Genomic DNA, 25,461 nt, shown 5'->3' on the forward strand with positions numbered 1-25,461 from the left:
CCGCCCCCCTTAAGCGATGTTGCGCAGCGCGCCGCGCCGCCAGTTGGGTGCCGCCACCAGCTGCCCGGCGGTGGAGAAGACGAAGATGCGGTCGGGATCGGCATAGACCTGGATGTCGCTGCCGATGGGATGGCTGTGCACCCCCTCCTCCCGCGCGACCAGCGTGGTGTCGCCGTGGCGCAGATGGACGAAGGTCTCCGATCCGCTGATCTCCGACAGGGCGACCCGGCCCTTGATCGGAACCAGCCGCTCGCTCCGCCGCAGCACCGTCAGGTGGTTGGCACGGATGCCGACCTTGCAGGGGCCGGCCGGCAGGTTGCGGTCATGGGCCGACAAGGGCAGGCTGGTGCCGTCGGACAGGGCGACGCGGTCGTTGGTCAGGATCGCGTCCACTACGTTCATCGGCGGGTCGCTGAACACCTGCGCGCATTCCAGCGAGGCCGGCGTGTGGAACACGTCGCCGGTCGCCCCGGTCTGCAGCATCCGCCCCTCATGCAGCACCGTGACGTTGCCGCCGAGGATCAGCGCCTCCTGCGGTTCGGTGGTGGCGTAGACCACCGTGGTCTTGCCGTCCGCGAAGATGTCGCGCAGTTCGGCGCGCAGTTCCTCGCGCAGCTTGTAGTCCAGGTTGACCAGCGGCTCGTCGAGCAGCAGCAGGCCGGCGCCCTTCACCAGGGCGCGGGCGATGGCGCAGCGCTGCTGCTGTCCGCCCGACAGTTCGGCCGGCAGGCGCTCCAGATAAGGTTCGATCCGCAGCATGGCCGCGGTGCGCCGCACCTTGGCGTCGATCTCCGCCTTGTCCTTGCCCTGGCGGCGCAGCGGCGAGGCGATGTTCTCGTAGACCGTCATCGCCGGGTAGTTGATGAACTGCTGATAGACCATCGCCACATCGCGATGGCGCACCGACGTGCCGGTGACGTCCTTGCCGTTTTCCAGCATGCGCCCGGCGGTCGGCTTGTCCAGCCCGGCCATCAGCCGCATCAGCGTCGTCTTGCCGGCCAGCGTCCGCCCCAGCAGGACGTTGAAGCTGCCGGCTTGCAGCTCCAGCGACAGGGGGTGGAGATGCTGCTCGGCGCCGACGCGCTTGGCCACGCCTTCCAGTGTGAGTGTCACCGCATTCCTCCCATCGACCGCAGGCCGGGGTTTTCGCCCGTGTCCCTGTTGGCCGTAGCTTCGCGGCGCCGGTCGAACCAGCCGCCGATGGCGTCCCGGATCGCAGCGTCCAGGTGCAGCCCAAGTTTGGAGCGCCGCCACAGGAAGTCGTCGCCGGTCATGGCGAACTCCTCCCGCGCGGCATAGTCGAGTTCGGCTTCAAAGACGCCGCCCCCGAAATCGATGCCCAGATCGTCCAGCCCCTGGGCCGCGCCCAGCAGCCGCTCCACCCGCGTGCCGTAGGCCCGCGCCAGCCGCAGGGCCAGCGCATCGGGCAGCCAGGGCCGGCGCCGCTTCAGACCGGCCAGGAAGCCGGCGAAGTCGGCGTCGGCGATGTCGCCGCCGGGAAGCGGCACATTCGCGGTCCAGGTGGCGCCGTCCTTGCCGAGCGCCCGGCCCAGCTTCTCCGTCGCCTCCTCCGCCAGCCGGCGGAAGGTGGTGATCTTGCCGCCGAAGATCGACAGCATCGGCGCCTGACCGGCCGGCTCGTCCATCTCCAGCACATAGTCGCGGGTGACGGCCGAGGCGTTGCCGCTGGCGTCGTCGAACAGCGGCCGGACGCCGCTGTAGGTCCACACCACGTCGCTCTCGCTCACCGGCTTGGCGAAGTAGCGCGACACCGCCCGGCACATATAGGCGATTTCGTCCGGGGCGATCGCCACCGCGCCGGGATCGCCCGAATAATCGAGGTCGGTGGTGCCGATCAGGGTGAAATCGCGCTCGTAGGGGATGGCGAAGACGATGCGGCGGTCATCGTTCTGGAAGATGTAGGCGTGTTCACCTTCGAACATCTTGCGCACGACGATGTGGCTGCCCTTGACCAGACGCACCGACTTGTCGACGGTGACGCCGGTGCGCTTGGCGATCATCTCGCGCACCCAGGGACCGGCGGCATTGACCAGGGCGCGGGCGCGGACGGTGCGGGTGGCGCCCGTGGCCACGTCGACCAGCGTCGCTTCCCACAGCCCGTCGCGCCGCTCAGCCTTCTCGCAGCGAGTGCGGGTCAGGATTTCCGCCCCACGCGCCTTCGCATCCATCGCGTTCAGCACGACAAGCCGGCTGTCCTCCACCCAGCAGTCCGAATATTCGAACGCCTTGGTGAAACCGCCCGACAGCGGCTTTCCAGCCGGCGCGCTGGTCAGATCGACCCCGTGCGATCCCGGCAGCAGCTTGCGCTTTCCCAGATGATCGTAAAGGAACAGGCCGATGCGCACCATCCAGGCCGGGCGCATGCTGCTGTCATGGGGCAGAACGAAACGCAGCGGCCAGATGATGTGCGGAGCGGCGCGCAACAGAACCTCGCGCTCCTGCAGAGCTTCCCGCACCAGACGGAATTCGTAATATTCGAGATAGCGCAGGCCGCCGTGGATCAGCTTGGTGCTGGCGGACGAGGTGGCGCCCGCGAGGTCGCCCTGTTCGCACAGCACCACCGACATCCCGCGCCCGACCGCATCGCGGGCGATGCCCGCCCCGTTCACGCCGCCGCCGACGATCAGAAGGTCGGCCACCACGGAACCGGCAGCACCGGGTCCGCCTGCACCGGGCCGGCCGTCCGTTCCTGCAGGGCTCGCGTTTGCCATTGGGTTCCTCTCCGTACCGCGCCGGTTCCTTGCGAACCCGGCCGCTTTCGTTTCGGAACATAGAATGTTCGTTCGCGTTTGAAAAGGAAAATGTTTGTTCAACGGATCATGTTTTTGAGGCTACGCCGGATCCTGCCGTTTTCCTATCGGAAAACGGGCGCGAAGCCAGCTATGGCACGGATTCCAACTGCGTTTCCGGTGCGATCGGGTTACCACGTCCAAGCGGCGGAACGGTCCGTGCCCACAAAGCGTCAGGCTTGCCGACGCCCGGGCTGGAGATTTCCCGTCAGCCGCAACGTCGGTCCGGCGGCGGCTTCCGGACGTTGTCTAGCAAACAGACGACGTTCGATCCGTTACAGGCGATCCGTTACAGGCGGGCAATCGCTTCCTCGACAAGACGGGCCAGGGCGGCGAGGTCGATGTCGACGGGAACATCCAGCCTGTCGACCAGACGCTCCGAATATTCGACCGGATCGCCGGCGAAGCTCCCGGTCAACTGGCTGAAATGCCCGATCAGCGTGGCCTGCGTCCCCATCTGGATGTTCCAGGAAGAGTCCGGATGGAAGAAGTCCGGGTTGTTCAGGTGAATCCAAGTGGCGTTGGGCGATAGGTAGACATGATTGGAGGTGCCGGCGCCGATCGGTGCGACCACGATCTCGGCCTGCGCGACAAGCTCGATCGTTTCCAGGACGTTCAGCGACTCCGGCGGAACCACCTCGAAACCGTAGCCGGCCAGCAGGTCGCCCACCGCGGCGTCGTTGGCGATGCGATGTTTCGGATACGAGTTCCGGCGGGACAGGAAGACGCGCCGGGGCAAGGGGCCGCGGTCGGGCCGGATCCGCGCCAGCATCACCTCGCGCAGCCAGCGATAGGCGACGGGATAGGAGACCGGCGACGGCACCACCGCCCGGTCGAAACGGTAGAGCGAAAACGTGCCTTCATGGCCGAGGGTGCGGCGCATGTCGACGATGCGTTCGCGCCGGATGCCGACCAGTTCGAGCATTTCGTACTGATACTCGCGTACGTCGAACAGGATGACCGGCAGATCCTGTGCCTCCGGAACCCGGGTGCAGGCAATCAGCATCGGCAGCACATCGACCATGAAGTGCCAGTAATTGGGGGTCGAGCGTACGAAGATCGCGCGTTCCGGAATGTCGACCACCCGGTAGAGCGGGCGCGGCAGGCGGATCGCTCCACTCACCAGTTCGGGCGTCACCCCGACCAGCGGCACATTGCCGCCGTTCACCACGCTGTCCTTGCTTTCGCGAAGCATGTGCCGGCGATCGGCCAGGATGAAACTTTCGAAGTTGTCCTTGACGTAAAACCCCTGGATCACCTCGATCCTGGCGTCGAACGCCACCCCGACCGGCGCCGCGCCGAGAGCCGGCAGGTCGTCGAGATAACGGTGCAGGTAAGCGGGATAATCCTCGTATGCCGCCTGCGGCACCGGTTGGGCCTCGGGCTGCCAGATGTGGGCGGACAGTCCGGCGGCGGCGCACCAATCCGGAAACTCGTGGATATCGACCGTGAAAATGTCGATGTCGCTTTCCGCCACGGTGCGAAAATCATAGCGGTTCTTCACACGGACGCAGTCTTCGGCCAAGTCGCGCCAACCCGTGAGCAAGGCGATCCGGATGTGCCGCTGGAACAGGTCGTAGAGTTGCTGGTTCATAGTCGGGGCGTTGGCCAGCCCGAGAAGTGCGCTGCGAAGCCAGGGCCCGGCAGCGTCCATGTCGTTCCGCATGTGAGCTGAAAGAGCCATATTGAGCGCCTGGGCGCAATACAGCTCGCGCAGGGGCATGGAGCCGGGACTGGCGGCAAGGCCGCGCTCATACCACCGGGCGGCGGTTTCCGGCTGGCTCAGGCTGCGGTACAGATTGCCCAGATTGATGAAAGGCGCGTCGAACCATGGGTTGACGGCAATCGCCCGCTGCATCAGCGCAGCCCCCGCCTGCGGATCTCCGGACCGCCAGCGCACCAGCCCCAGGCAATGCAGAGCATTGAAATCAAAAGGCGAATGGCACAATACGATTTTGTAGAGCTGCTCGGCCTCGCCCAATCGCCCGGCTTGATGATGTGCAAGGGCGGTGGTCAGGAGATCGGTCGGGTTCGAGATCATTTCCGATAATATAAAAGTTTGATTCTACCCCGCACCTTACCCCGATTGTCGGGCTGTATGGAATACTGGCTCGATCGATGCCCGGGTTATCGAACCGGGTCGTTCACCCAGGGCATCGCCTGCACATCGATCGACAAGGTCGCACCCCAGGTTCACGCCGCGCGGATGCGGCCCAGCAGTCGGTCGATATCCTCGCTCAGGCTTTCGGAGCGTTGCGAGAGCGCGCGGGTGGCGTCCACCACCTGGGCGGCGGCGCTGCCGGTGCGGTTCACCGCGTCGTCCACCGAAACCACCGTATCGGCAATGCTCTGCACCGCGTCGGAGGCATGGTTGATGCTGCGCGCGATCTCGTCGGTGGCGGCGGATTGCTCCTCCACCGCGGCGGCGACCATGGCGGTGATCTCGTCGATGCGGCTGATCGTGCGGCCGATGTCGTCGATGGCGGAGACCGCCCCCTGCGCCGTGCTGCGCACCGCCTGGACCTGCTGGGCGATCTCCTCGGTCGCCTTGGCGGTCTGGCCGGCGAGGCTGCGCACCTCCTCCGCCACCACGGCGAAGCCGCGGCCCGCCTCCCCCGCCCGCGCCGCCTCGATGGTGGCGTTCAGCGCCAGCAGGTTGGTCTGGCCGGCGATGGCGTTGATCATGCCGACCACGTCGCCGATCTTCTGCGCGGCTGTGGCCAGCGCCCCCATCAGTTCGTTGGTGCTGCGCGCCTCCTCCACCGCGCTGCGGGCGATCTGGCTGGAATCGCCGACCCGCCGCGTGATCTCGCCGATGGAGGCGGAGAGCTGGCTGGCGGTGGCCGCCACCGTCTGCACGTTCGACGCGGTGTCGGCGACCGCGGAGCGCACGTCGGTCATGCGGCGGCAGGTCTGCTCGGCGGTGGCCGACATGCCTTCCGACGCCTCGCGCATGTCGGCGGAGGCGGCGGCGATGTGGCGCGAGGCCTCCTTCACGCTGGCCTCGATACTGGCGGTGATCGACTGGATGGTGCGCGACCGCTCGGCATCGGCGGACTGCTTCATCGCATCCTGTTCCTCCTGCAGTCGGGCGATCTCCGCGCTCTTGTCGCGGAAGACGCCGACGATCCCCGCCATCTCGGCGATCTCGTCGCGCCCGCGGACCCGGGCGTCGGCCGTCAGGTCTCCGGCGGCAACGGCACGCATGGCGTCGATGACCCGCAGCAGCCGGCGGGTCAGCCGGTTGCGGATATAGAACCATGCGATCATCAGGCTCGACAGCACCACGACGGCCGCGGCGCCGCCCTGGACGGCGACGGCCCCGGCAATCGCGCTTTCTGTCCGCGTCACGTCGGCGTCGGTGCGTTCCTGCTGGTGAGCAACGACGGCGTCGATGGTGCCATTCAGTTCGGTGGTCAGCCGCACGGTTTCGGCCAAAGCGCTTTCGATGTCTGCGGTGATGCGCGCCTGATCGTCGCGCAGGCGGAAGACGCTGCCGGCGCCGCTGCCGAAGGCCGCCAGCCCGTCGCGCGCCTTGACCAGCGAGGGCCGGTCGGGATTGTCCTTCGGGAACGCCTCGATGGCGTTGTCGACGCGCAGCAGCGCCCAATTGTACTTAGACCGGATGTTGTTCAGCGTCGCGCCATAGGGCACGCTGGACGCGGCGGCGATCATGCCGAAGGCGAGGTTGCCGTTGGCCTGCACGTTCATCAGCTGGGTGATGACCGGCAGTTCCTCCTGCGCCAGCCGGCGGCCCAGCCCGGTGGCGGTATCGACCGCCTGCGCCGCCGCCAGATCGCCCACCACATTGTTGACCGACAGGGTCGACACCTCCAGCAGCGGCGCCACCAGATCGGTGAAATCCTCGTGCGCCATCACCGCGTCGGCCATCAGCGTGTTGAGCTTCTCCTCCAGGTCCAGCCGTTCGGCGGTGCGCTTGCCCAGCGTATCCAGCGCCGCCCCCATGCGCTCCGCAAGCCCGGCGACCGCGTCGGCATCCGCCGCCATTCCTCCGGCACCCGCTCCCGACTGGCTGCGCATCGCCGCGATGCGGTCGCGCAGGGCCTCCAGCCGCTTGGTCAGGTCATCCATCCGCTCCGTCAGTTCGGCCGCGTCGCGCGATGCCGCCACCGCCGGCGCATCGGCGGCGATCGCCGTGCTGTCCTTCGCCAGATTGAGCGAACGGACGATGGCCGGCACGCTGCTGCGGCCGATCTGGCCCATCGACCGCCCGGTTTCCGTCAGCGACCACCAGGCCATGACGCTGGCGAAGGCGGCGAGCATCGCCACCCCGCCGAAGGCCAGGAACAGCCGCCCCTGAATGCCGAGCCGAATGCCCCGCCGCTCCCCACCCGGCGTCAGTCGCGTCATGTCCCTCTCCTATACGTAATGTTTTTGTCAGCAGTCTTGATGGTTTGGTATCGCGACAAGTTTGAAGGATGGCGCCAACGGCCGTCAGTCGCGGCAAACCCTCATCGGGCACATATCGGAACCGCGTGCATCCTCTCTTAGCATGCGCGTTCATTTTCGTAAAGAAACATGCTTGTGTTGCGAACAATATCCGGCGTACATATCTGCCGTACGGGGCCGTAGGTTCGGGGTGCGGCGGAATGCGCGGCGGAATCGCCCGGCCCGCCTGGATCGGAACCGCCGCCCGGTTGCCGTTTTCGCTTTGACCCATTCCGCGCATCTGATTCACTGACGCCCCACCCGACCGGAGACAGCCCCCGATGGATGCGCGCCTGGACGCCGAACGCCGCCAGCAGGAAATCGTGGCCCTGGTCCATGCCAAAGGCATGGTGCAGATCCAATGGCTGGCCGAGCATTTCGACGTCACGCCGCAGACCATCCGCCGCGACATCGAACATCTGGCCGGGCAATCGGCCGTGCGGCGCTTCCGCGGCGGCGTCACCGTGCCGTCCAGCGTGGAGAACATCGCCTATTCCACCCGCCAGACCCTGATGGCGGAGGAAAAGCGCCGCATCGCCGAAATGGTCGCCCGCCATGTGCCGGAGGACGCCTCGCTGTTCCTCAACATCGGCACGACGACGGAGGCGGTGGCCCAGGCGCTGCTCGGCCACAAGCGGCTGCGTGTGCTGACCAACAACCTGAACGTCGCCACCATCCTGCACAAGAACACCAACTTTGCACTCTCCATCGCCGGCGGCCTCGTTCGCGAGCGCGACGGCGGCATCATCGGCGAGGCGACGGTGGAGTTCATCCGCCGCTACAAGGTCGACATCGGCATCATCGGCATCAGCGGCATCGACGCCGAAGGCGACCTGCTGGATTACGACGAGCAGGAGGTCCGCGTCGCCCGCGCCATCATCGAAAGCTCGCGCCGGGTCTTCCTTGTCACCGACCACACCAAGTTCGGCCGCAACGCCATGATCCGCATGGCCGACGTCAGCGTGCTCGACGCCCTCTTCACCGACCGCCTGCCGCCGCCCGAACTGATGGAGGTGCTGGGCAACGCCGACTGCCAGGTCCATGTCGCCGACGGCAGCGAGGCGGCGAACGGCGATGGCGAGGATGCCGAGGAGTAAGGGGATATCCCCCGTTTCTGCGAAACTGCTTCAAACGCGGCACCCCCACCCGCGGCCCCGATGTCGCTTGCCGAAGCGGGGCATCGCCTCCACTCTGTGATGTTGGGCCTTATGAAAGCGGTTGGCCCGGCAAACAGATATCAGCAGGTGTGCGGTGATCATCGAAAGCGACCTCAAGCTCGACTTCAAGGATGTGCTGATCCGGCCGAAACGCAGCACGCTGCAGAGCCGCAACGACGTGGACGTCAACCGGACCTTCACCTTCCTGCACACCCAGCGCGACTGGACCGGCTTCCCGCTGATCGCCGCCAACATGGACGTCACCGGCAGCATGGGTATGGCCCGCGCGCTGTCGCGCTTCGGCGCCATGACCGCCCTGCACAAGCATTACAAGGCGGACGAGCTGGTCGCCTTCTTCCGGGCGGAGGCGGAATCCGCCGTCCAGTCGAACGTCTTCTATTCGATGGGCATCGCCGACGCCGACCATGACAAGTTCCAGTCGGTGAAGGCCCAGGCTCCGGTGGGCAAGATCTGCCTCGACGTCGCCAACGGCTATACCGAGCGCTTCGTCGAGGTGATCGCGCGCCTGCGCGAGGAGAACCCGGAGACCGTCATCATGGCCGGCAACGTCGTCACCGGCGACATGACGGAGGCGCTGCTGCTGGCCGGCGCCGACATCGTCAAGGTCGGCATCGGGCCGGGGTCGGTCTGCACCACCCGCAAGATGACCGGCGTCGGTTATCCCCAGCTGTCGGCCATCATCGAATGCGCCGACGCCGCCCACGGGCTGAAGGGGCAGGTCTGCGGCGACGGCGGCTGCACCGTGCCGGGCGACATCTCCAAGGCCTACGGCGCCGGTGCCGACTTCGTCATGCTCGGCGGCATGCTGGCCGGCCATGACGAGTGCGAGGGCGAAATCCGCTACGAGGACCGGGACGGCGACCGCGTGCCGGTCGCCATGACCTTCTACGGCATGTCGTCGGACACGGCGATGCACAAATACTCCGGCGGGGTGGCCTCCTACCGCGCCTCGGAAGGCAAGACGGTGGAGGTCCCCTATCGCGGCCCGGTGGAGAACACGATGCAGGAGATCATGGGCGGCGTGCGCAGCATGATGACCTACATCGGCGCCACCCGCCTGAAGGAGGTGCCGAAGCGCACCACCTTCGTCCGCGTCGGCGCCCAGCTGAACACCGTGTTCGGCGGTTAAGCCGGACCGGGCACCCCGCCCGGAACTCCGGCGATTTTCCCGCATCCGATTCTTGTCTCTTGGACCCGTTCCGTTCTACTGGTTGGGTGAGCGGCGAATCGGATCTTTGCGGGAACGAGAGTGCTTATGGACGGGGTGCCCGGCAGCGGAGCGGACGTCATCCGCGCCCAGTTGCCGACCCTGCCGGACACGCCCGGCGTCTATCGGATGCTGGCGGCCGACGGGTCGGTCCTTTACGTCGGCAAGGCGAAGAACCTGAAGCGGCGGGTGGCCAGCTACACCCGGACCGACGGGCTGCCCAACCGCACCCGCCGGATGGTGTCGCTGACCCGCGCCATGGAGTTCGTCACCACCCATACCGAGGCGGAGGCGCTTCTGCTGGAAGCGAACCTGATCCGCAGCCTGCTGCCGCCCTTCAACATCCTGGTGAAGGACGACCGCTCCTTCTCCTACATCGTCATTGGGAAAGGGCATGACTTCCCCCGCCTGATGCAACACCGCGGCAGCGCCGAGCGGCGCGGCACCTCCGGCAAGGGCAACCGCCGGGACTCCGACCTGTTCGGCCCCTACGCCTCGCCGCATCTGGTCGGCATGACCATCGCCGCGCTGCAGCGCGCCTTCCTGCTGCGCAGTTGCGACGACGGCGTGTTCGCCTCGCGCACCCGGCCCTGTTTGCAGCACCAGATCAAGCGCTGCTCCGCCCCCTGCGTCGGCCGCGTCAGCGAGGAGGAGTATGCCGATCAGGTCCAGGGCGTGCGCGACGTGCTGTCCGGCCGCAGCGCCGAGGTGCAGGCGGAGTTCGCCCGCCACATGCTCGACAGTTCCGACCGGCTGGAATATGAGGACGCCGCCCGCTGGCGCGACCGCATCCGCGCCCTGACAGCCCTTCAGAGCCGCCAAGACATCAATCTGGAAGACACGCTGGGCGATGCCGACGTGCTGGCCCTGCACCGCGAAGGCGGCGCGGCCTGCGTCCAGGCCTTCTTCTTCCGCAGCGGCCGCAACCAGGGCACCCGCGCCTTCTTCCCCCGCATCGATGCGGAGGAGGAGCCCGGCGACATCCTGGCCGCCTTCGCCGCCCAGCTTTATGCCGACACCCCGCCGCCGGCCCTGCTGCTGCTGAGCGACCCGGTGGAGTCACCGGACCTGCTGGAGGAAGCGCTGAGCCTGTCCGCCGGCCACCGCGTCGCCGTGGAATGCCCGAAGCGCGGACCGAAGCGCCGCGCGGTCGAACATGCGCAGACCAACGCCCGCGATGCTCTCGGCCGCCGTCTGGCCGAGCGGTCCACCCAGGCGATCTTGCTGGAGGGGGTGGCGCGCGTCTTCGGCCTGCCCGCCGCGCCGCGGCGCATCGAGATCTACGACACCTCGCACATCCAGGGCTCCTTCCCGGTCGGCGCCATGGTGGTGGCCGGGCCGGATGGGTTCCAGCGCAACGCCTACCGCCGCTTCTACATCCGCGATCCGGAGGCCGCCGGCGACGATTACGCCATGCTGCGCGAGACCTTCACCCGCCGCTTCCACCGCAGCAGCGATGCCGGCCGCGATTCCGGCCAATGGCCCGACCTCGTCCTGATCGACGGCGGGCTGGGCCAGTTGAATGCGGTGAAGGACGAGCTGGCGATGCTGCAGATCACCGATATCCCGTTGGTCGCCATCGCCAAGGGTCCCGACCGCAATGCCGGGCGCGAGCGCTTCTTCCGCCCCGGCCAGCAACCGCTGTCCCTCGCGCCCAACGATCCGGTGCTGCATTTCCTGCAAAGGCTGCGCGACGAGGCCCACCGCACCGCCATCGACAGCCACCGCGCCCGCCGCATGAAGGCGATGTCGCACACCCGCATCGACGGCATCCCCGGCATCGGCCCGGCCCGCAAGAAGGCCCTGCTCCACCATTTCGGCAGCGCCACAGCCGTCGCCGCGGCCGGCCTGAAGGACCTGGAGGCTGCGCCCGGCATCAGCGAAGCCATCGCGCGCAAGCTCTACGAGCATTTCCACGGATAGACTGTTACGGCACCGACTTTCCCGTGAACGGGTTCCAGCCGACCGCCGCGAGCGCCGCCCAGGCGGTCGCGCCCAGATGGGGGCGGCGGTAGTAGAGAAAGTCGTCGTTCTTGCTGTCCGGCCCGATGGCAAGGCCGGTGGACAGCACCTGCGGCCGGGTGGCGTAGAGATAGCCGCCGGGGCTGATCTCCTTCAGCAGCTCGCCGAACAGCCTGTCGGCATCGCCGCGGCGACCGACGGCGCGGTAGGCGAGCGCGGCCTGCGCCGTGCCCTCCACCCACATGCCGTCGCGGTCGTCGTTGAAGTCGAAGCCGCCGTCGGCGCCATGGGCGCGCTCCGCATAGGACAGGGCGGCCCGCCAGGCCTCCGGCGCCTTCGGCAGCAGCAGCGGCCAGAGCTGGGCATCGAGGCCGGATGTGGAGGTGCTGACCGTCACCCCGTCCGGTGCGGTGCCGATGGGGAAATGGTCGCCGCCCGCCGTCCACATCCTGTCGAGGAAGTCGCGCGCCTCCTTCCCCGGCCCTGCGAAATCGCCGCCAAGCCAGCCGAACAGCGCAACCAGATCGGTGTTGTGCTCGGTCGATTTCCAGGTCAGCGGCTGCGGTGCGTCGTCGAAGCCCTGCAGGCCGCCATTGAAGCCGCCGGGGCCGCGCGGATCGCGGGTATGCTCGACCACCCAGCGGGCCAGTTCCGCCGCTCCGTCGCGAAAGCGCGTCTCGCCGGTCGCATCGGCCAGCGTCAGCAGGGCCAGCCCGGCCCAGGCGACATTGCCGGTCGCGGTGCCGACCTGATAGGGGTCCTCGCCCCAATGGTTGCCGACGGCATCCCACCAGCCATTCGGCGGGATCGGCCGCTGTTTCTGCGCGCCGGCCCGATAGGTGTTGCGCAGCCGCCCCTTCCAGCCGGCGCGGTCGAGCGACGCGGCGTCGAGCAAGGCCTCGCCGATGCGCAAGGCCTTGTCGCGCTGGCCGCAGGCGGTCAGCGCCATGATCGCCAGCGCGTTGTCATAGGTGAAGGCGGCGTTGGACAGCGCCGGCTCCGAGGTCGGGCCGGGCGCGTATGAATTGTCGTAGCTGCGCAGGAACAGCGGCCCGCGCCCGGACACCTCGTCGACCCGCGACGCGAGCGTGCCGCAGGTCTTCTGTGCCAGCTCCCTCGCCGGAGGGGCGGGTGCGGCGGATGCGGGGGCGGTCATGAGGACGGAAACCCCAAGTGCGGCCACCGCCAACGCGGCACGGCCGAACCGTACGCCCCGCCGGGAGAGCATTCGCTTGACGCTGACACGCTTGGACATCGACACCGCCGGCCAGTTCCGGAAAGCCCCAGATATGGCCCCTTCGCCGGCCGACGACAACCGAACGGGATGGCGTAGCCCTCCTTACAGCGGCGCCAGACCCGCCATGATGTGCTTCTTGCGGTCGTCATAGGCGCCGCCCAACTCGGCCGCGCGCTCGTCGTCGAGGACGTCCCTGGCTTCCTCGAACAATTCCTCTTCCTCTTCGTCCAAATGGTGGCGGACGAGCTCGCCCAGCACCTGCAGCTTTTCCTTCCAGCCGCTGTCGGTGGTCTTCATCGCGTTCAGCTCGTCGAGCAGGCCGTTGATGAGGTGATGCTCGTTCAACCCCTCGACGGTTTCCGACTTCGCCTCCTTGGCCTTCTTCAGCGAGGCGTAGAAGACACCCTCCTCCACCTTCGAATGGGCCCACAACTCGCGCTGCAGCTCGTCGAACACGGCGCGGCCGCTGCCGTTGGCCTTCTCGGTCTTTTCCAGAAGGCTGCGGATGGTGTCGTGATCGGTCTTGATGCGGGCGAAGATATCAGCCTGGGTGCCGGTGGTCTTGCTGGCCATCGTCGGGGTCCTTGGCAAATTGCGAGAGGCGGCTGCCGAACGGCAATCGCGGAAAAGCTTGCCAGTAGAACCCCGCCGCGGCCGGACTGTTCCCGGCCTTATCACCCTCAGCCCCGCGGATGGGTGTCCACGAATTCCCGCAGGGTGTGCATCAGTTCCACCGCATGGTCGACATGCCCGTGGGCGCAGGCGTCCGCGATGTCGTCGGCGATGATGTGGGCGATGCGGTCGGGTCCGCCGGGGCAGTGGGCAAGGCAATGGCCCATCTCCACCGCAACCATTTCCGGCAGATGTTCGTGTTCGGCGATCGCGTCGATCTCCGCTTCGGTGAGATCGCTCAGCGCGATGCAGTCCTTGATCGTCAACATGGCGCGTTCCTCCCAGGAACGGCCGGGATGCCCTTTTGGCAGGGTCGAAAACGGTCCTGCTGATCGCCCCGCCGCAAATGCCGGAGCCGCACGGGATCCCCACCAGAAGAGGCGGCAGGAAAACCCGCGCGGCCAAAGACCAGCGACGATCAGTGAGCCATCAGAACCGGCAGCCCGGCGTGGTTCAGCACGTAGCGCGTGACACCGCCCAGGATCATTTCCCGCATCCGGCTGTGGCCATAACCGCCCATAACCAGCAGGTCGGCGCCCAGCTCCACGGCTTTCTTGGTGACCGTCTCCCCAACGGGTTCCGATCCCGGATGCAATATAGTTAACTCAGGGTTAACGCCCTGCCAAGCGAGATATTGGGCAATGCGGCGTCCTGTCGCGCCTTCCGTCACCGAAGTTTCGGCGGTCAGAATGTGGGCGCGCTCGGCGCTGCGCAGGAAGGGCAGGGCCGCGGCGACGGCGCGCGTGGCTTCCGTCTTGCCGTTCCAGGCGACGGCGACGGTGTGGCCGATCTCCGCCGGCAGGTTCTTCGGCACCAGCAAAACCGGCCGGGCGGATCCCAGCAGCGCCGTTTCCATGGTGGTGTAGCCCTGCGTGTCCGCCTCGATCGAGGTGTGGGCGCAGACGATCAGGTCGGCCAGACGACCCTCGGCCGGCACCACGTCCTCGATCCGGCCGACGACCTCGCGCCAGGAGGCGGACGGCGCCTCGACCCCGCCGGGGACATCGCGCATCTCGAAACCGGCCTCGGCGACGGCGGCGTCGAAGGAACGGCGGGCCGCGGCGCGATGGTTGTTCGATTCGGTCTCCGCCGCGCGCATGATCTCGTCGACCATGGCGCCGGACATGCCCTCGCCCAGCATCGGAACGGCATCGCGCGGGTCGAGGCTGACGAACAGGCCGACGAGGTGGGCGTCGAAATCGCGCGCCACCAAAATCGCGCCCTTGAGGGCCACCGGATCGTTCTCACTGCCGCACAGCGGCACAAGGATGGTCTTGTAGGTCATGGACTCCTCCCGGACCGGTTCGAGCGGCCCTTCCCGGACGGCGGCGGTCCGTCCGCCGGTGTGGCGGGCGATTCTCACCGGGCCGTCATTCGCCCCATCGTCGCTGCGGTCCGCGGTCCGGGGCAGGGCCGCAAACCTTGAAGATGCAGTCCATAAGATGTTGTCACTCCTGGAATTAGGCCAAGCTTGCACGGGCGTCGTCCAGCACATCCGCTGCAACCCTGCCAGAATCCAGGCGCGTCCAGTCGATTGTACCCAAATCATAGGATTCCTGCCGTTCCACCACGTCGGCGGTGGCGTCGGACGCATCGTTGCGACGATTGGTCACACGCTCCACCCGCTCCGACAGCGGCGCCTCCATCCAGATCCCGTCGAACCGCACCCCGGCCTCCGCCGCGACCGCTTCGATCCGGCGGCGCTCGTCCGGCCGGGCACTCACCGCATCGACCACCACGGCTTGGCCCGTTCCCAGAACCAACGCCGCCCGCCGGTACAACTCCGCATAGACCCGTTCCGTCATCGCCGGGGCATAGCCGTCGGCCGGCAGCCGGTCGGTGTCGGCGACTCCGCACAGCCGCTTGCGCAGCACGTCGCTGCGCAGCACCACCGCGCCGGGCGACGGCCCCAGATCGGGCGCGATCCCCGTGGCCAGCCTGGTCTTGCCGGTGCCGGACAGCCCGCCGACCGCCACCAGCCGCGCCGGCGCCGGGTCCAGCGCGGCGAGCGCTTGGTCCAGATAGCGCCGTGCCTCCCCGGCCAGCTCCTCCGCCTTTCCGCCAAGCCGCAGCGCCGCGGCCGACACCTTGGCCCGCACCGCAGCGCGCAACGACAGGAACAGCGGCAGCGCCGCCAGCCCGCCGTAATCCGCCGTCTCCTCCAGATAGCGGTTCAGCACCGCGTTTCCCAACGGCCGCAACCCGCGGTGATCCAGGTCCATCAGCAGGAAGGCGAGGTCATAGAAGACGTCGGCCACCGCCAGCGCCTCGTCGAACTCGATGGCGTCGAACAGGGTCGGCTCGCCGTCCAGCAGGACGATGTTGCGCAGATGCAGGTCGCCATGGCCATGACGGACGAATCCGTTCCGCCGCCGCGCCTCGAGCAGCGGCGCCAGCCGGTCGAGCGCCTGTCCCGTACATTCCGCCAGCCGCGCCACCGCGTCCGCCGGAAACAGGTCCGGCGCGGCGCGCAGGTCTTCCAGATTGCCGTCCGCCACCGCGCGCAGCGCCACCTCCCCACCGCCATCCGGCCGGGGAACGGCATCGCGGTGGAAGGCGGCGATCCGCTCGGCCAGACGGCGCATCAGGGCGGGGGTCAGGCCGTCCCGCTCGGCCATGCGGTCGAACAGCGCCTCGTCGGGGAAGCGCGCCATCGACACCAGCCAGTCGATTGCGTCCACTGACACATCCCCTGCCGCGCCCCCGTCCTCTTCGTCCAGCCGCAAACCGCCATCGGCCCCACGGCGGATTGCGACCACACCCCTGTAAAGCGCCGGCGCGGTGCGACGATTGATCGCCAGCTCCGCCAGACAGGCCGCGCGGCGCTTCCCGACCGTCGAATAATCCAGATAGGGATAGCGCACCGCACGCTTCAGCTTCAGCGCCCGGTCGCCCGCCAGGAACACCAGGGCGGCGTGGGTGTCGATCCGCTCCACCGGCTGCCCGCCATGGGTGCGCGGATCGCCGAGAAAGGCGATCACCTCCTCCTGCGGCCCAGGGCCGGACGCTGGCTCGGCGGGATGCACGCTCATGAGCATATGGTAACAGACGATCGTCCCGCGCCGCTCATGCTTTCATGGTTGAAACGCGGATGGCGATGACGACATCCTAGGGGTAGTGCCGATACTCCATGGGTCAGTCGCCACGCCCCATCGTTATAGTGGCCGGACCGCATGGTGCGATCCGACGCGTCACCGGGAGGGGGTGCCCGTGAACCGCCTGTTCAGCCGCCAGAGGAATTGCCTGCCAAGCGCCTTGCCCGCCTGGTCGCTCGTGGTCGTCCTCGTTTTCCTGGCGGCCGGCGCCGGATCGGCACGGGCGGACTCCATCGACGCGGACGGCCGGTTCGGCAACTGGGCGGTGGGCGGCCTCGCCTACGGTCTGCAGCCGCCGGCGGAAAGCAGCCTCACCATCCTGAACAGCAAGATGCGGATCGGGTCATCGCTGGTCCCGCAGGCCGAACCCTATGTCAGCATCCAGCCCTGGATCGGGCCGGGCAGCGGCAGCAGCCTGACCCCGAGGGGCGCCGTGACCGGCCTCGGTACGGGACTGACCGGCGGCCTCAGCGGCGGCGTCCTGGTCGACGTGCCGCTCGGCTCCTTCGTCTTCACCCCCAGCTTCGGCGCCGGCACCCTGCCCACCGCCCGGCGCGAGGGCGCCCCCACCACCGAGTTCCGCTCGCAGCTCGAATTGGGATACGAGTTCGACAACAAATCACGCTTCAGCCTGGGCTACAGCCGCATCGTCAACGACGCCGCGGCGCGCGATCCGGCGGCCGGCACCAACAACGTCTTCGGCTTTTACTACCGCTTGCCTTTCGGCGGCCCCTGACCGGCAGCGATGGCCAGGACATCGTGTCGCGGCGTCTCATGTCCTGAAAACGCGCGCAAGGGTAGCGTCTTAACCGCATCTTAAACATGGTTGGATCAAGTGGACGCGGACCGAACGCTCCCCGGGGAACCCACCATGGCCACCAAGCGCAAGACCGCCTCCTCCGCCGCTCCCGCAACCGCTCCCGCCGCCACTGCCGCTGCCGCCGCCGCGCCGGTGTTCGAGGCTCCGGTGGAAAGCTGGGCCGACACCATCCTGCGCACCAATTTCGCGTCGGTGGAACAGGACAGCATCGTCCTGCTGAAGGCGGCCAGCACCCTGCTGGAATCGGACGTGCCGGAAAAGGTCACGGTCGCCCTGGACCAGAACCTGAAGCTGTGGATCGCCATCAAGACGGTCCTGCTGAACGACGACTGCCCGGTCGAGCCGGAGGTGAAGGCCAACCTGCGCAATCTGGCGCAGTATGTCGTCTCCACCACCATGCTGGCGACCCAGGGCGCGATCGAGACGCGCAAGCTGGTCTCGCTGGCCCGCCTGAACATGAACATCGCCGAGGGCCTGCTCAGCGGCCAGCGCAACCGCATGATCCAGGAACGCGCCTATCAGATCTGGCAGGAGGAAGGCTGCCCCGAAGGCCGCGAGCAGGAGCACTGGCTGCGCGCAGAGGCCGAAATCTCCGGCCTGTTCAAGGTCTGAGCGAAGGTCGGACGTTCCGGGCCGAGCGCCCGCGCGGGTTTACGCAACACCGCCATACCGCCCCGACATGACCGCCCGCGTCGCGACACAGTGACGCGGGCGGCAACGCTTGGTAGGCTCGGCGCACCGTGACAGTCCCGCCGCAAACCATCCCCAAGCCGCACAGGCGCGTCGACAACACCCCGCTCGGCATCGCCTCGATGCTGATTTCCGTGCTGTTCTTCTCGCTGATGAACGTCCTGGCGAAGCTCCTGATGGACCGCTTCCCGGTGACCGAGGTCATGTTCTTCCGCAGCCTGTTCGCGCTGATCCCGGTCTGTCTGGCGATCCATTTCGGCATGGGCTTCGCGACGACGCTGCGCACCCGCTATCCCTGGGGCCATCTTGGGCGGTCGCTGATCGGGCTGAGTTCCATGGCCGCCATGTTCTGGTCCTTCCACCTGCTGCCGCTCGGCGACGCCATCTCGCTGAACTTCGCCGCCCCGCTGTTCCTCACCGCGCTGTCGGTGCCGCTGTTGAGCGAGAAGGTCGGCATCCACCGCTGGAGCGCGGTTCTGGTCGGTTTCGTCGGCGTGCTCATCATCGTGCGGCCCAGCGGCGACGTGTTGAATCTGGGCGCGCTCATCGCGCTGTTCGGCGCGCTGACCAACGCGCTGGCGATGATCGCCATCCGCCAGCTGAGCCGGACGGAGTTGGCGAACACCATCGTCTTCTACTTCACCCTGCTGACCACCGTCCTGCTCGGCCTGACCCTGCCCTTCTCCTGGATCACGCCGGCCCCGCTGGACCTGCTGATGCTGCTGGCGACCGGTCTGTGCGGCGGCTGCGGCCAGCTGATGCTGACCCGCGCCTATTCGCTGGCCCCGGCCGCCCTGGTGGCGCCGCTGAACTACACCTCGCTGCTGCTGGCGGTCGGCTTCGGCTGGCTCCTGTGGGGGGAGGTGCCGACCGCGACCATGGCGGCCGGCGCCGCCGTGGTGATGGCGAGCGGCCTCTACATCCTGCACCGCGAGACCCGGCGCGGCACCACCCTGACCAAGCCGCTGCCGGCCGGCGAGGGCGACTGACGGTACCCCGCGCGCCCCGAAATTTCGGTGGATCGCCACGCGTCATAGTTTCGCCATGGCGCAATGATGGGCTGTAGCATTGCGCCGGTGAACGAGTCGGTGGGCAAAAGCCGCAGGCGGCGCCTATATGATTGGTTCGCGCAGCATGACCGGTCGGCGGCTCAGGCAAACCGCCGGACCGGCTGCATTTCGGCGCGGAGGGGGCGGCATGAAGCAGAACGAGCGACGCGGCGACTCCGGACCGGTCCAGAATCGGGCGGCCCCGAACCGGCCCGCCGATGATCGTGGCGCCGGCGACGGCGTGACCGAACCGCGCTTCCGCCTTGCCCAGGCGCGCGCGGCGCTGCTGTGGGAACGGCTGGGGCCGGCGCTGTGGGCGCCGCTGTCGGTGCTGGGCGCCTTCCTGGCACTGGCACTTCTGAATTTGCTGGTCCTGTTGCCGGGCTGGCTGCATGGGCTGGCCCTGCTGGTGCTCGCCGCCGCCTTCCTGCTGTCGCTCGTCATCGGGGTCCGGCGTTTCCGCACCCCGGCGGAGGATGAGGCCCGCCGCCGTCTGGAGCGGGACAGCGGCCTTGCCCACCGTCCGCTGCACACCCTGCGCGACCGGCCCGCCGGCAACGACCCGACCGCCCAGGCGCTGTGGCGTCTGCACCAGGAACGCACGCGCGCCGCCATGCGCGGCCTGCGCGTCGCCTGGCCGGGCACCGAGGTGCCGTCACACGACCGCTACGCCCTGCGCGCCCTGGTGATCCTGACGCTGGTGGTCGCCGGCGCCGCCGCCTGGGGTGACTGGCGCCCGCGCATCGCCGCCGCGCTGACCCCCCATTTCGCCGGCGGCACCGCCACGGCGGCGGCGACGCTCGACCTGTGGATCAACCCGCCCGACTACACCGGCCTGCCGCCGGTCTTCCTGAAATCCGGCTCCGCCGCCAAATCCGCTGCCAAACCGGCAAGCCAGCAGACCGCCGGTTCCCCGACCACCAACCACTCCGGCGACCACCCCACCGACCAGCCGGTGAAGGTGCCGCAGGGCAGCCTCGTGCTCGCCCGCGTCACCGGCGGCGGCGGCACCCCCAGCCTGGAGGCCGGCGACCAGACCAGCGCGTTCGAGGCGGTTGATTCGACAAATTTCCAGGTGCAGAAGCCGGTGACCGGCGGCACCCGCATCGCCGTCACCCAGGGCGGGCGCACGCTGGGCTCCTGGCCGATCGAGGTGGTTCCCGACCGCGCCCCCATCATCGCCCATGCCAATCCGCCGGCCGCCGGCGAGCGCGGGGCGCTGAAGCTGGACTACGCCGCCCGCGACGATTACGGCCTGACCGAGGTGAAGGCGCAAATCCGCCTCGCGCCCGAGGTTCCGCCGCCCGGCGCCGTGAAGAATGGCGCCCAGAAGACTGAAGTCCCGAAGACCGAGGCGCCGAAGACCGAAGCCGGTCCGGTGCTGGAATTTCCGCTGTCGCTGCCCGGCGTCCGCCCGAAGGAGGCGCACGCCACCGCCTTCCAGGACCTGACCGCCCACCCCTGGGCCGGCATGCCGGTGACGGTGCGGCTGACCGCGACCGACGGTGCCGGCCAGACCGGACGGTCGGAGGATGCGGCCATCATTCTGCCGGAACGGACCTTCAGCCATCCCGTCGCCCGCGCCATCATCAACCAGCGCAAAGTCCTGACCCGCAACCCGCAGGAGTCGCGGGTCGAGGTCGCCCGCGCGCTGGCGGAGATTTCCTCGCGCCCCGGCACCTACGGCGACGACATCGTCGCCTTCCTGTCGCTGCGCACCGCCATGGCCCGGCTGATGCTGGACCAGAGCGCCGACAGCGTCCCGGCCTTGCAGCAGCTTCTGTGGGAAACCGCGCTGCGCATCGAGGATGGCGGCCTCTCGCTGGCGGAGAAGGACCTGCGCGACGCCGAGAAGCGCCTGTCCGAGGCGCTGGACAAGAACGCCTCCGACGAGGAGCTGAACCGCCTGATGGACGAATTGCAGGCGGCGCTCGACAAGTTCATGGACGCCATGGAACAGCGGATGATGGAGGCGCTGCAGCGCGGCGAGAAGATCCCGATGGTCCCGCCGGAAATGGCCGACCAGATGACCGACCGCAACGACCTGCAGCAGATGCTCGACAAGATGCGCGAGATGGCGCAGACGGGTTCACGCGACGCCGCCCGCCAGATGCTGTCCCAGCTTCAGCAGATGCTGGAGAACATGCGCTCCGGCGCCATGGCCCAGATGAACCAGCAGCAGGCCCAGCAACAGAACCAGACCTGGGAGATGATGCAGCAATTGCAGAAGCTGGCGCAGCAGCAGCAGCAGCTTCTCGACCAGAGCTTCCGCCAGTCGCAGGAGTCGATGGATCAGCAGCAGGGGCAGCAGGGCGAACAGCCCCGCGGCCGCCAGCAAAACCAGCGCCGCAACCAGAATGGCCAGCAACAAAATCCCGGCAGCCCGACCCTGCAGAAGCAGGCCGAACAGCAGGAGGCGCTGCGCCGCCAGCTGGGCGAGCTGATGCGCCGCATGGGCGAACAGCAGGGCGGCGAGATCCCGCAACCGCTGGGCCGCGCCGAACGCGCCATGCGCGACGCCGCCCAGGCGCTGCAGCAGGGCGCTCCCGGCGCCGCGGTGCCGTCGCAGACGGAGGCGATGGAACAGCTGCAGCAGGGCATGCAGGGCATGGCCGAACAGATGGCCCAGCAGATGATGGGCCAGCAGGGGCAAGCGATGATGGGCCAGCAGGGCCAGATGCCCCGCCAGGGCCGGGGACGCGACCCGCTGGGCCGCCGCCCGTCGGGCTACGGCATGCAGGATTCCAACGACGTGAAGATCCCCGAACAGTCGGAACTCCAGCGCGCCCGCGAAATCCTGGACGAACTCCGCCGCCGGTCCGGCCAGTACGGCCGCCCGCAGGAGGAACGCAACTACATCGACCGGCTGCTGAAACAGTTCTGACGGCGACGGGAACTCCGGCAATTCCGGCCGGTTTCCCGGCCTTCCCCGCCGCTCCGACTTGCAACGCTCCGCTCCCGCCGTCATTTCCTCACGAATTCCGGCCGAACGGGGGCGGAGCGGGCGGCAAGCCGGGGAGAGCGGGCGTATGAAGGTCATCATCTGCGGGGCGGGACAGGTCGGGGCCAGCATCGCGCGGCATCTCGCGCTGGAAGACAACGACATCACGGTCATCGACACATCGACCGAGCTTGCCCAGCGGATGGACGAGAGCCACGACGTGCGCGGCATGGTCGGCTACGCCTCGCACCCCGACGTGCTGGCCCAGGCGGGGGCGCGCGACGCCGACATGCTGATCGCCGTCACCCACTCCGACGAGGTCAACATGGTGGCCTGCCAGGTCGCCCATTCGGTGTTCGACATCCCGCTGCGCATCGCCCGCATCCGCAAGCAGGCCTATCTCCAGCCGGAATGGTCGAAGCTGTTCGCGCCCGACCATCTGCCGATCAGCGTCGTCATCTCGCCGGAGGTGGAGATCGCCCACAGCATCGCGCGCCGCCTGCGCTCCCCCGGCGCGTTCGAGATGGTGCCGCTCGCCGACGCCAAGGTGCATCTGATCGGCGTCCACTGCACCAACAGCTCGCCCCTGCTGAACACACCGCTGCGCCGCCTGACCGAGATGTTTCCGGACCTGCGCGCCGCCGTGCTGGCGGTCTTCCGCGACGGCACCGGCTTCGTGCCGAAGGGGAACGACCAGCTGCGGCTGGGCGACGACGTGCATCTGGTCTGCCGGACCGCCGACATCGTCCGCGTCGTCGCCCTGTTCGGCCACAGCGAGGCGCCGGCCCGCCGGCTGGTCATCGCCGGCGGCGGCAATGTCGGCTTCAATCTGGCGCAGATCGTCGAACGCCACATGCGCGGCATCTCGATCAAGATGATCGAAGGCAACGCCGACCGGGCGGAGCTGATCTCCCGCTCTCTGCGCTCCAGCACGGTGGTGCTGAACGGCGACGCGCTCGACCATGAAATCCTGGAGGAGGCGCAGGTCGGCCGCGCCGAGACCATCGTCGCCGTCACCAACGACGACGAGACCAACGTCTTCACCTCGCTGCTGGCCAAGCGCGCCGGCTGCGGCCGGGCGATCACGCTGCTGAACAAGACCTCCTACGCGCCGATCGTCGCCGGGCTGGGGATGGATGTCGTCGTCAACCCGGCGGCGGTCACCGTCTCCTCGATCCTGCGCCATGTCCGGCGCGGCCGGGTGGCGGCGGTGCAGACCATCGGCGACAATTTCGGCGAGGTGGTGGAGGCGGAGGCGCTGGCGACCTCGCGCGCCGTCAGCGGCCCGATCGGCACCATCGGCCTGCCGGCCGGCATGATGATCGGCGCGCTGGTCCGCGGCGGCGACGTCATCATCCCCACCGGCCAGACGGTGATCGAACCGCATGACCGCGTCATCGTGATGGCGACCTCCGATCTGGTGCGCAAGGTCGAAAAGCTGTTCGCGGTCGGGCTGGAATTCTTCTGATCGGTCAACCTCCTCCTGTCGAGACTCCGCTGCTCCTTATCCCCGCCCGCCCGTTCTGCTACCCAGAGACATCATGCCGAATTTCAGGCCGATCCTGTTCATCATCGCCATCGTACTGCTGGCGCTCGCCGCGACGATGCTCATCCCGGCCGCGGTCGACTATGCCTATGGGAATCCGGATTCGCGGATCTTCCTCTATTCCGCCGCCGTCACCGCCGCCTGCGGCGGGGCGCTGGCCTTGTCCGCGCGCTGCCGCCTGCAGGGCGGGCTGTCGCTGCGGCAGGCCTTCCTGCTGACACCGCTGACCTGGACGACCACCGCGGCCTTCGCGGCCCTGCCCTTCCAGTTCGGGCATTTCCCCGAGCTGTCGCTGAACTACGCCAACGCCTTCTTCGAGACGATGTCGGGGCTGACCACCACGGGATCGACCGTGCTGGTCGGGCTGGACCAGACGACGGAGGGGATCCTGCTGTGGCGGGCGCTGCTGCAATGGCTGGGCGGCATCGGCATCATTGGCGTCGCCATCGCGGTGCTGCCGGCGCTCGGGGTCGGCGGAATGCAGCTGTTCCGCACCGAATCCTCCGACCGCTCGCAGAAGGTGCTGCCGCGCGCCCAGCAGATCGCCAAGGCCATCACCGCCGTCTATACCGGGCTGACAGTGATCTGCGGTGTCAGCTACTGGGTGGCCGGCATGACGCCGTTCGAGGCGGTGGTGCATGCGCTGACCAGCCTGTCGAGCGGCGGCTTCTCCACCTCCGACAGCTCCATCGGCCATTTCGAGAATCCCGTGCTGCACTGGCTGGTGACGCTGTTCATGCTGGCGGGCAGCCTGCCCTTCGTCCTTTATGTCCGCACCCTGACCGGCCAGCGCGACGCGCTGTGGCGCGACAGCCAGGTGCGCACCTACCTGACCTTCCTGACGGCGGTGATCCTGCCGCTCAGCGTCTGGCTGACGCTCACGCATGGATACGGCTTCACCGACGCGCTGCGTCTGGTGGCCTTCAACGTGGTCTCGGTCGTCACCACCACCGGCTACGCCTACACCGATTACAGCCTGTGGGGAAATCTGGCGGTCGGCGTCTTCTTCGGCCTGACCTTCATCGGCGGCTGCACCGGATCGACCGCCGGCGGCATCAAGATCTTCCGGTTCGAGGTGATGGTGACGGTGCTGCGCACCCATTTCCTCCACCTGATCTATCCGCGCGGCGTCTTCCCGCGCCAGTACGGCAACCGGCGGCTGGACGACGACGTGCTGGGATCGGTGATCGTCTTCTTCGCGCTGTTCTTCACCACCTACAGCGTCACCACCATCGCGCTGATGGCGCTGGGGCTGGACTTCATCACCAGCGCCAGCGCCGCGGTGACCGCGCTGGCCAATGTCGGCCCCGGCCTGGGCGACGTGATCGGCCCGGCCGGCAATTTCTCGACCCTGCCGGATTCCGCCAAATGGCTGCTGTCGCTGGCGATGCTGCTGGGCCGGCTGGAGCTGTTCACCGTGCTGGTGCTGTTCATGCCGCAATTTTGGCGGGGCTGAAACGGCGACGGGACCGGCTTTCGCACGGTCCCGTCCCGAAACACCTCAACCGGTGCCCGGCATCACCTGTCGGGCCGGCATCATTCGTCCGGATTGTGGTTGGCGACGTGGTCCTGCATCTGTTCGGTCTGCACGGCCTTGCTGTCCAGGCCGCGGGCGTCGGAATGACGCGACTTGTCGCGGTTCGACAGCACTTCGTTGTCGCCGATCGAGCCGGCGGGCAAGTCGGTGTTGGCGCCGGTGCCGGTCCCCTTGCCCTGTCCACTCGGGCTCATGTGCTTCTTGCTGGCATTCGCCATCGCGTTATCTCCGTCGGTTGGCCGTGTCGTTTGGCTGTATGGGGCCGCCG

Annotated in this window: 19 protein-coding genes; 9 read left to right on the plus strand and 10 right to left on the minus strand. The window is 68.0% G+C overall.

All coding sequences use genetic code 11. The annotated features are described in order from the left end of the window. Positions 1 to 9: 9 nt before the first annotated feature. From FZ938_RS27090 to FZ938_RS27105, 4 genes are all read right to left on the minus strand, one after another. Positions 10 to 1,113, minus strand: a complete 1,104-nt coding sequence (locus FZ938_RS27090) for an ABC transporter ATP-binding protein (protein WP_149201381.1) — start codon at positions 1,111 to 1,113, stop codon at positions 10 to 12. After that, positions 1,110 to 2,732 carry a glycerol-3-phosphate dehydrogenase gene (glpD, locus tag FZ938_RS27095; RefSeq protein WP_149201382.1) on the minus strand — a complete coding sequence of 541 codons (1,623 nt, stop codon included), beginning with the start codon at positions 2,730 to 2,732 and terminating at the stop codon, positions 1,110 to 1,112. The genes FZ938_RS27090 and glpD overlap by 4 nt, the downstream gene beginning before the upstream one ends. Positions 2,733 to 3,099: 367 nt before the next feature. Then, positions 3,100 to 4,851 (minus strand): glycosyltransferase 61 family protein, encoded by a 1,752-nt coding sequence (locus FZ938_RS27100; protein WP_343287130.1) that lies wholly within the window; start codon positions 4,849 to 4,851, stop codon positions 3,100 to 3,102. 152 nt (positions 4,852 to 5,003) lie between these two features. Beyond that, a complete protein-coding gene (locus FZ938_RS27105) occupies positions 5,004 to 7,181 on the minus strand; it encodes a methyl-accepting chemotaxis protein (protein ID WP_149201384.1) in 2,178 nt (725 codons plus the stop codon). A gap of 359 nt (positions 7,182 to 7,540) precedes the next feature. Between FZ938_RS27105 and FZ938_RS27110 the strand changes: the two genes are divergently transcribed. From FZ938_RS27110 to uvrC, 3 genes are all read left to right on the plus strand, one after another. Further along, the gene (locus FZ938_RS27110) at positions 7,541 to 8,356 is read left to right on the plus strand and encodes a DeoR family transcriptional regulator (RefSeq protein WP_149201385.1); all 816 of its coding nucleotides are present in this window, start codon (positions 7,541 to 7,543) and stop codon (positions 8,354 to 8,356) included. Positions 8,357 to 8,510: 154 nt separating this feature from the next. Beyond that, complete coding sequence (locus FZ938_RS27115; RefSeq protein ID WP_149201386.1) at positions 8,511 to 9,566, plus strand: GMP reductase; 1,056 nt, start codon at positions 8,511 to 8,513, stop codon at positions 9,564 to 9,566. Between the two features lie 126 nt (positions 9,567 to 9,692). Beyond that, a complete protein-coding gene (gene uvrC, locus FZ938_RS27120; protein WP_149201387.1) occupies positions 9,693 to 11,567 on the plus strand; it encodes an excinuclease ABC subunit UvrC in 1,875 nt (624 codons plus the stop codon). Positions 11,568 to 11,571: 4 nt separating this feature from the next. Here uvrC and FZ938_RS27125 read toward each other — a convergent pair whose 3' ends face one another. From FZ938_RS27125 to FZ938_RS27145, 5 genes are all read right to left on the minus strand, one after another. Then, positions 11,572 to 12,762, minus strand: coding sequence for a hypothetical protein (locus tag FZ938_RS27125; protein WP_246457986.1), 1,191 nt, complete (start codon positions 12,760 to 12,762; stop codon positions 11,572 to 11,574). 183 nt (positions 12,763 to 12,945) lie between these two features. Beyond that, positions 12,946 to 13,416, minus strand: coding sequence for a hemerythrin domain-containing protein (locus tag FZ938_RS27130; RefSeq protein ID WP_149201388.1), 471 nt, complete (start codon positions 13,414 to 13,416; stop codon positions 12,946 to 12,948). A gap of 107 nt (positions 13,417 to 13,523) precedes the next feature. Continuing rightward, a complete protein-coding gene (locus FZ938_RS27135) occupies positions 13,524 to 13,784 on the minus strand; it encodes a hypothetical protein (RefSeq protein WP_149201389.1) in 261 nt (86 codons plus the stop codon). A gap of 149 nt (positions 13,785 to 13,933) precedes the next feature. After that, positions 13,934 to 14,800: a universal stress protein gene (locus FZ938_RS27140; protein ID WP_149201390.1), complete on the minus strand. Its 867-nt coding sequence runs from the start codon at positions 14,798 to 14,800 to the stop codon at positions 13,934 to 13,936. 175 nt (positions 14,801 to 14,975) lie between these two features. Further along, complete coding sequence (locus tag FZ938_RS27145) at positions 14,976 to 16,496, minus strand: bifunctional aminoglycoside phosphotransferase/ATP-binding protein (protein WP_343287131.1); 1,521 nt, start codon at positions 16,494 to 16,496, stop codon at positions 14,976 to 14,978. A gap of 229 nt (positions 16,497 to 16,725) precedes the next feature. On the opposite strand from FZ938_RS27145, the gene FZ938_RS27150 reads away from it, so the two are divergent. The 6 genes from FZ938_RS27150 to FZ938_RS27175 all read left to right on the plus strand — a co-directional run bounded on the left by FZ938_RS27150 (position 16,726) and on the right by FZ938_RS27175 (position 25,112). Continuing rightward, positions 16,726 to 17,346 (plus strand): hypothetical protein, encoded by a 621-nt coding sequence (locus FZ938_RS27150; protein WP_149201392.1) that lies wholly within the window; start codon positions 16,726 to 16,728, stop codon positions 17,344 to 17,346. A 135-nt stretch (positions 17,347 to 17,481) separates the two neighbouring features. Further along, on the plus strand, positions 17,482 to 18,042 hold the full coding sequence (locus FZ938_RS27155; RefSeq protein WP_149201393.1) for a DUF2934 domain-containing protein: 561 nt from the start codon (positions 17,482 to 17,484) through the stop codon (positions 18,040 to 18,042). A 128-nt stretch (positions 18,043 to 18,170) separates the two neighbouring features. Then, entirely contained in the window at positions 18,171 to 19,109 is a 939-nt protein-coding gene (locus FZ938_RS27160) for a DMT family transporter (RefSeq protein WP_246457989.1), read from the plus strand. 208 nt (positions 19,110 to 19,317) lie between these two features. Next, complete coding sequence (locus FZ938_RS27165) at positions 19,318 to 22,053, plus strand: TIGR02302 family protein (RefSeq protein WP_149201394.1); 2,736 nt, start codon at positions 19,318 to 19,320, stop codon at positions 22,051 to 22,053. A gap of 145 nt (positions 22,054 to 22,198) precedes the next feature. Further along, positions 22,199 to 23,578, plus strand: coding sequence for a Trk system potassium transporter TrkA (gene trkA / locus FZ938_RS27170; RefSeq protein WP_149201395.1), 1,380 nt, complete (start codon positions 22,199 to 22,201; stop codon positions 23,576 to 23,578). Between the two features lie 73 nt (positions 23,579 to 23,651). After that, on the plus strand, positions 23,652 to 25,112 hold the full coding sequence (locus FZ938_RS27175) for a TrkH family potassium uptake protein (RefSeq protein ID WP_149201396.1): 1,461 nt from the start codon (positions 23,652 to 23,654) through the stop codon (positions 25,110 to 25,112). Positions 25,113 to 25,192: 80 nt separating this feature from the next. On the opposite strand, the gene FZ938_RS27180 is transcribed toward FZ938_RS27175, so the two are convergent. Continuing rightward, positions 25,193 to 25,411: a hypothetical protein gene (locus tag FZ938_RS27180; RefSeq protein ID WP_149201397.1), complete on the minus strand. Its 219-nt coding sequence runs from the start codon at positions 25,409 to 25,411 to the stop codon at positions 25,193 to 25,195. Positions 25,412 to 25,461: the final 50 nt, after the last annotated feature.

The organism is Azospirillum oryzae, assembly GCF_008364795.1.
In the GTDB taxonomy this organism is placed as follows: domain Bacteria; phylum Pseudomonadota; class Alphaproteobacteria; order Azospirillales; family Azospirillaceae; genus Azospirillum; species Azospirillum oryzae.

Coding starts and splice junctions, on each gene's coding strand:
- uvrC (WP_149201387.1), top strand. CDS start 9,693: ATGGACGGGGTGCCCGGCAGCGGAGCGGACGTCATCCGCGCCCAGTTG.
- glpD (WP_149201382.1), bottom strand. CDS start 2,732: ATGGCAAACGCGAGCCCTGCAGGAACGGACGGCCGGCCCGGTGCAGGC.
- FZ938_RS27125 (WP_246457986.1), bottom strand. CDS start 12,762: ATGACCGCCCCCGCATCCGCCGCACCCGCCCCTCCGGCGAGGGAGCTG.
- FZ938_RS27155 (WP_149201393.1), top strand. CDS start 17,482: ATGGCCACCAAGCGCAAGACCGCCTCCTCCGCCGCTCCCGCAACCGCT.
- FZ938_RS27105 (WP_149201384.1), bottom strand. CDS start 7,181: ATGACGCGACTGACGCCGGGTGGGGAGCGGCGGGGCATTCGGCTCGGC.
- FZ938_RS27140 (WP_149201390.1), bottom strand. CDS start 14,800: ATGACCTACAAGACCATCCTTGTGCCGCTGTGCGGCAGTGAGAACGAT.
- FZ938_RS27165 (WP_149201394.1), top strand. CDS start 19,318: ATGAAGCAGAACGAGCGACGCGGCGACTCCGGACCGGTCCAGAATCGG.
- FZ938_RS27100 (WP_343287130.1), bottom strand. CDS start 4,851: ATGATCTCGAACCCGACCGATCTCCTGACCACCGCCCTTGCACATCAT.
- FZ938_RS27175 (WP_149201396.1), top strand. CDS start 23,652: ATGCCGAATTTCAGGCCGATCCTGTTCATCATCGCCATCGTACTGCTG.
- FZ938_RS27110 (WP_149201385.1), top strand. CDS start 7,541: ATGGATGCGCGCCTGGACGCCGAACGCCGCCAGCAGGAAATCGTGGCC.
- trkA (WP_149201395.1), top strand. CDS start 22,199: ATGAAGGTCATCATCTGCGGGGCGGGACAGGTCGGGGCCAGCATCGCG.
- FZ938_RS27135 (WP_149201389.1), bottom strand. CDS start 13,784: ATGTTGACGATCAAGGACTGCATCGCGCTGAGCGATCTCACCGAAGCG.
- FZ938_RS27180 (WP_149201397.1), bottom strand. CDS start 25,411: ATGGCGAATGCCAGCAAGAAGCACATGAGCCCGAGTGGACAGGGCAAG.
- FZ938_RS27130 (WP_149201388.1), bottom strand. CDS start 13,416: ATGGCCAGCAAGACCACCGGCACCCAGGCTGATATCTTCGCCCGCATC.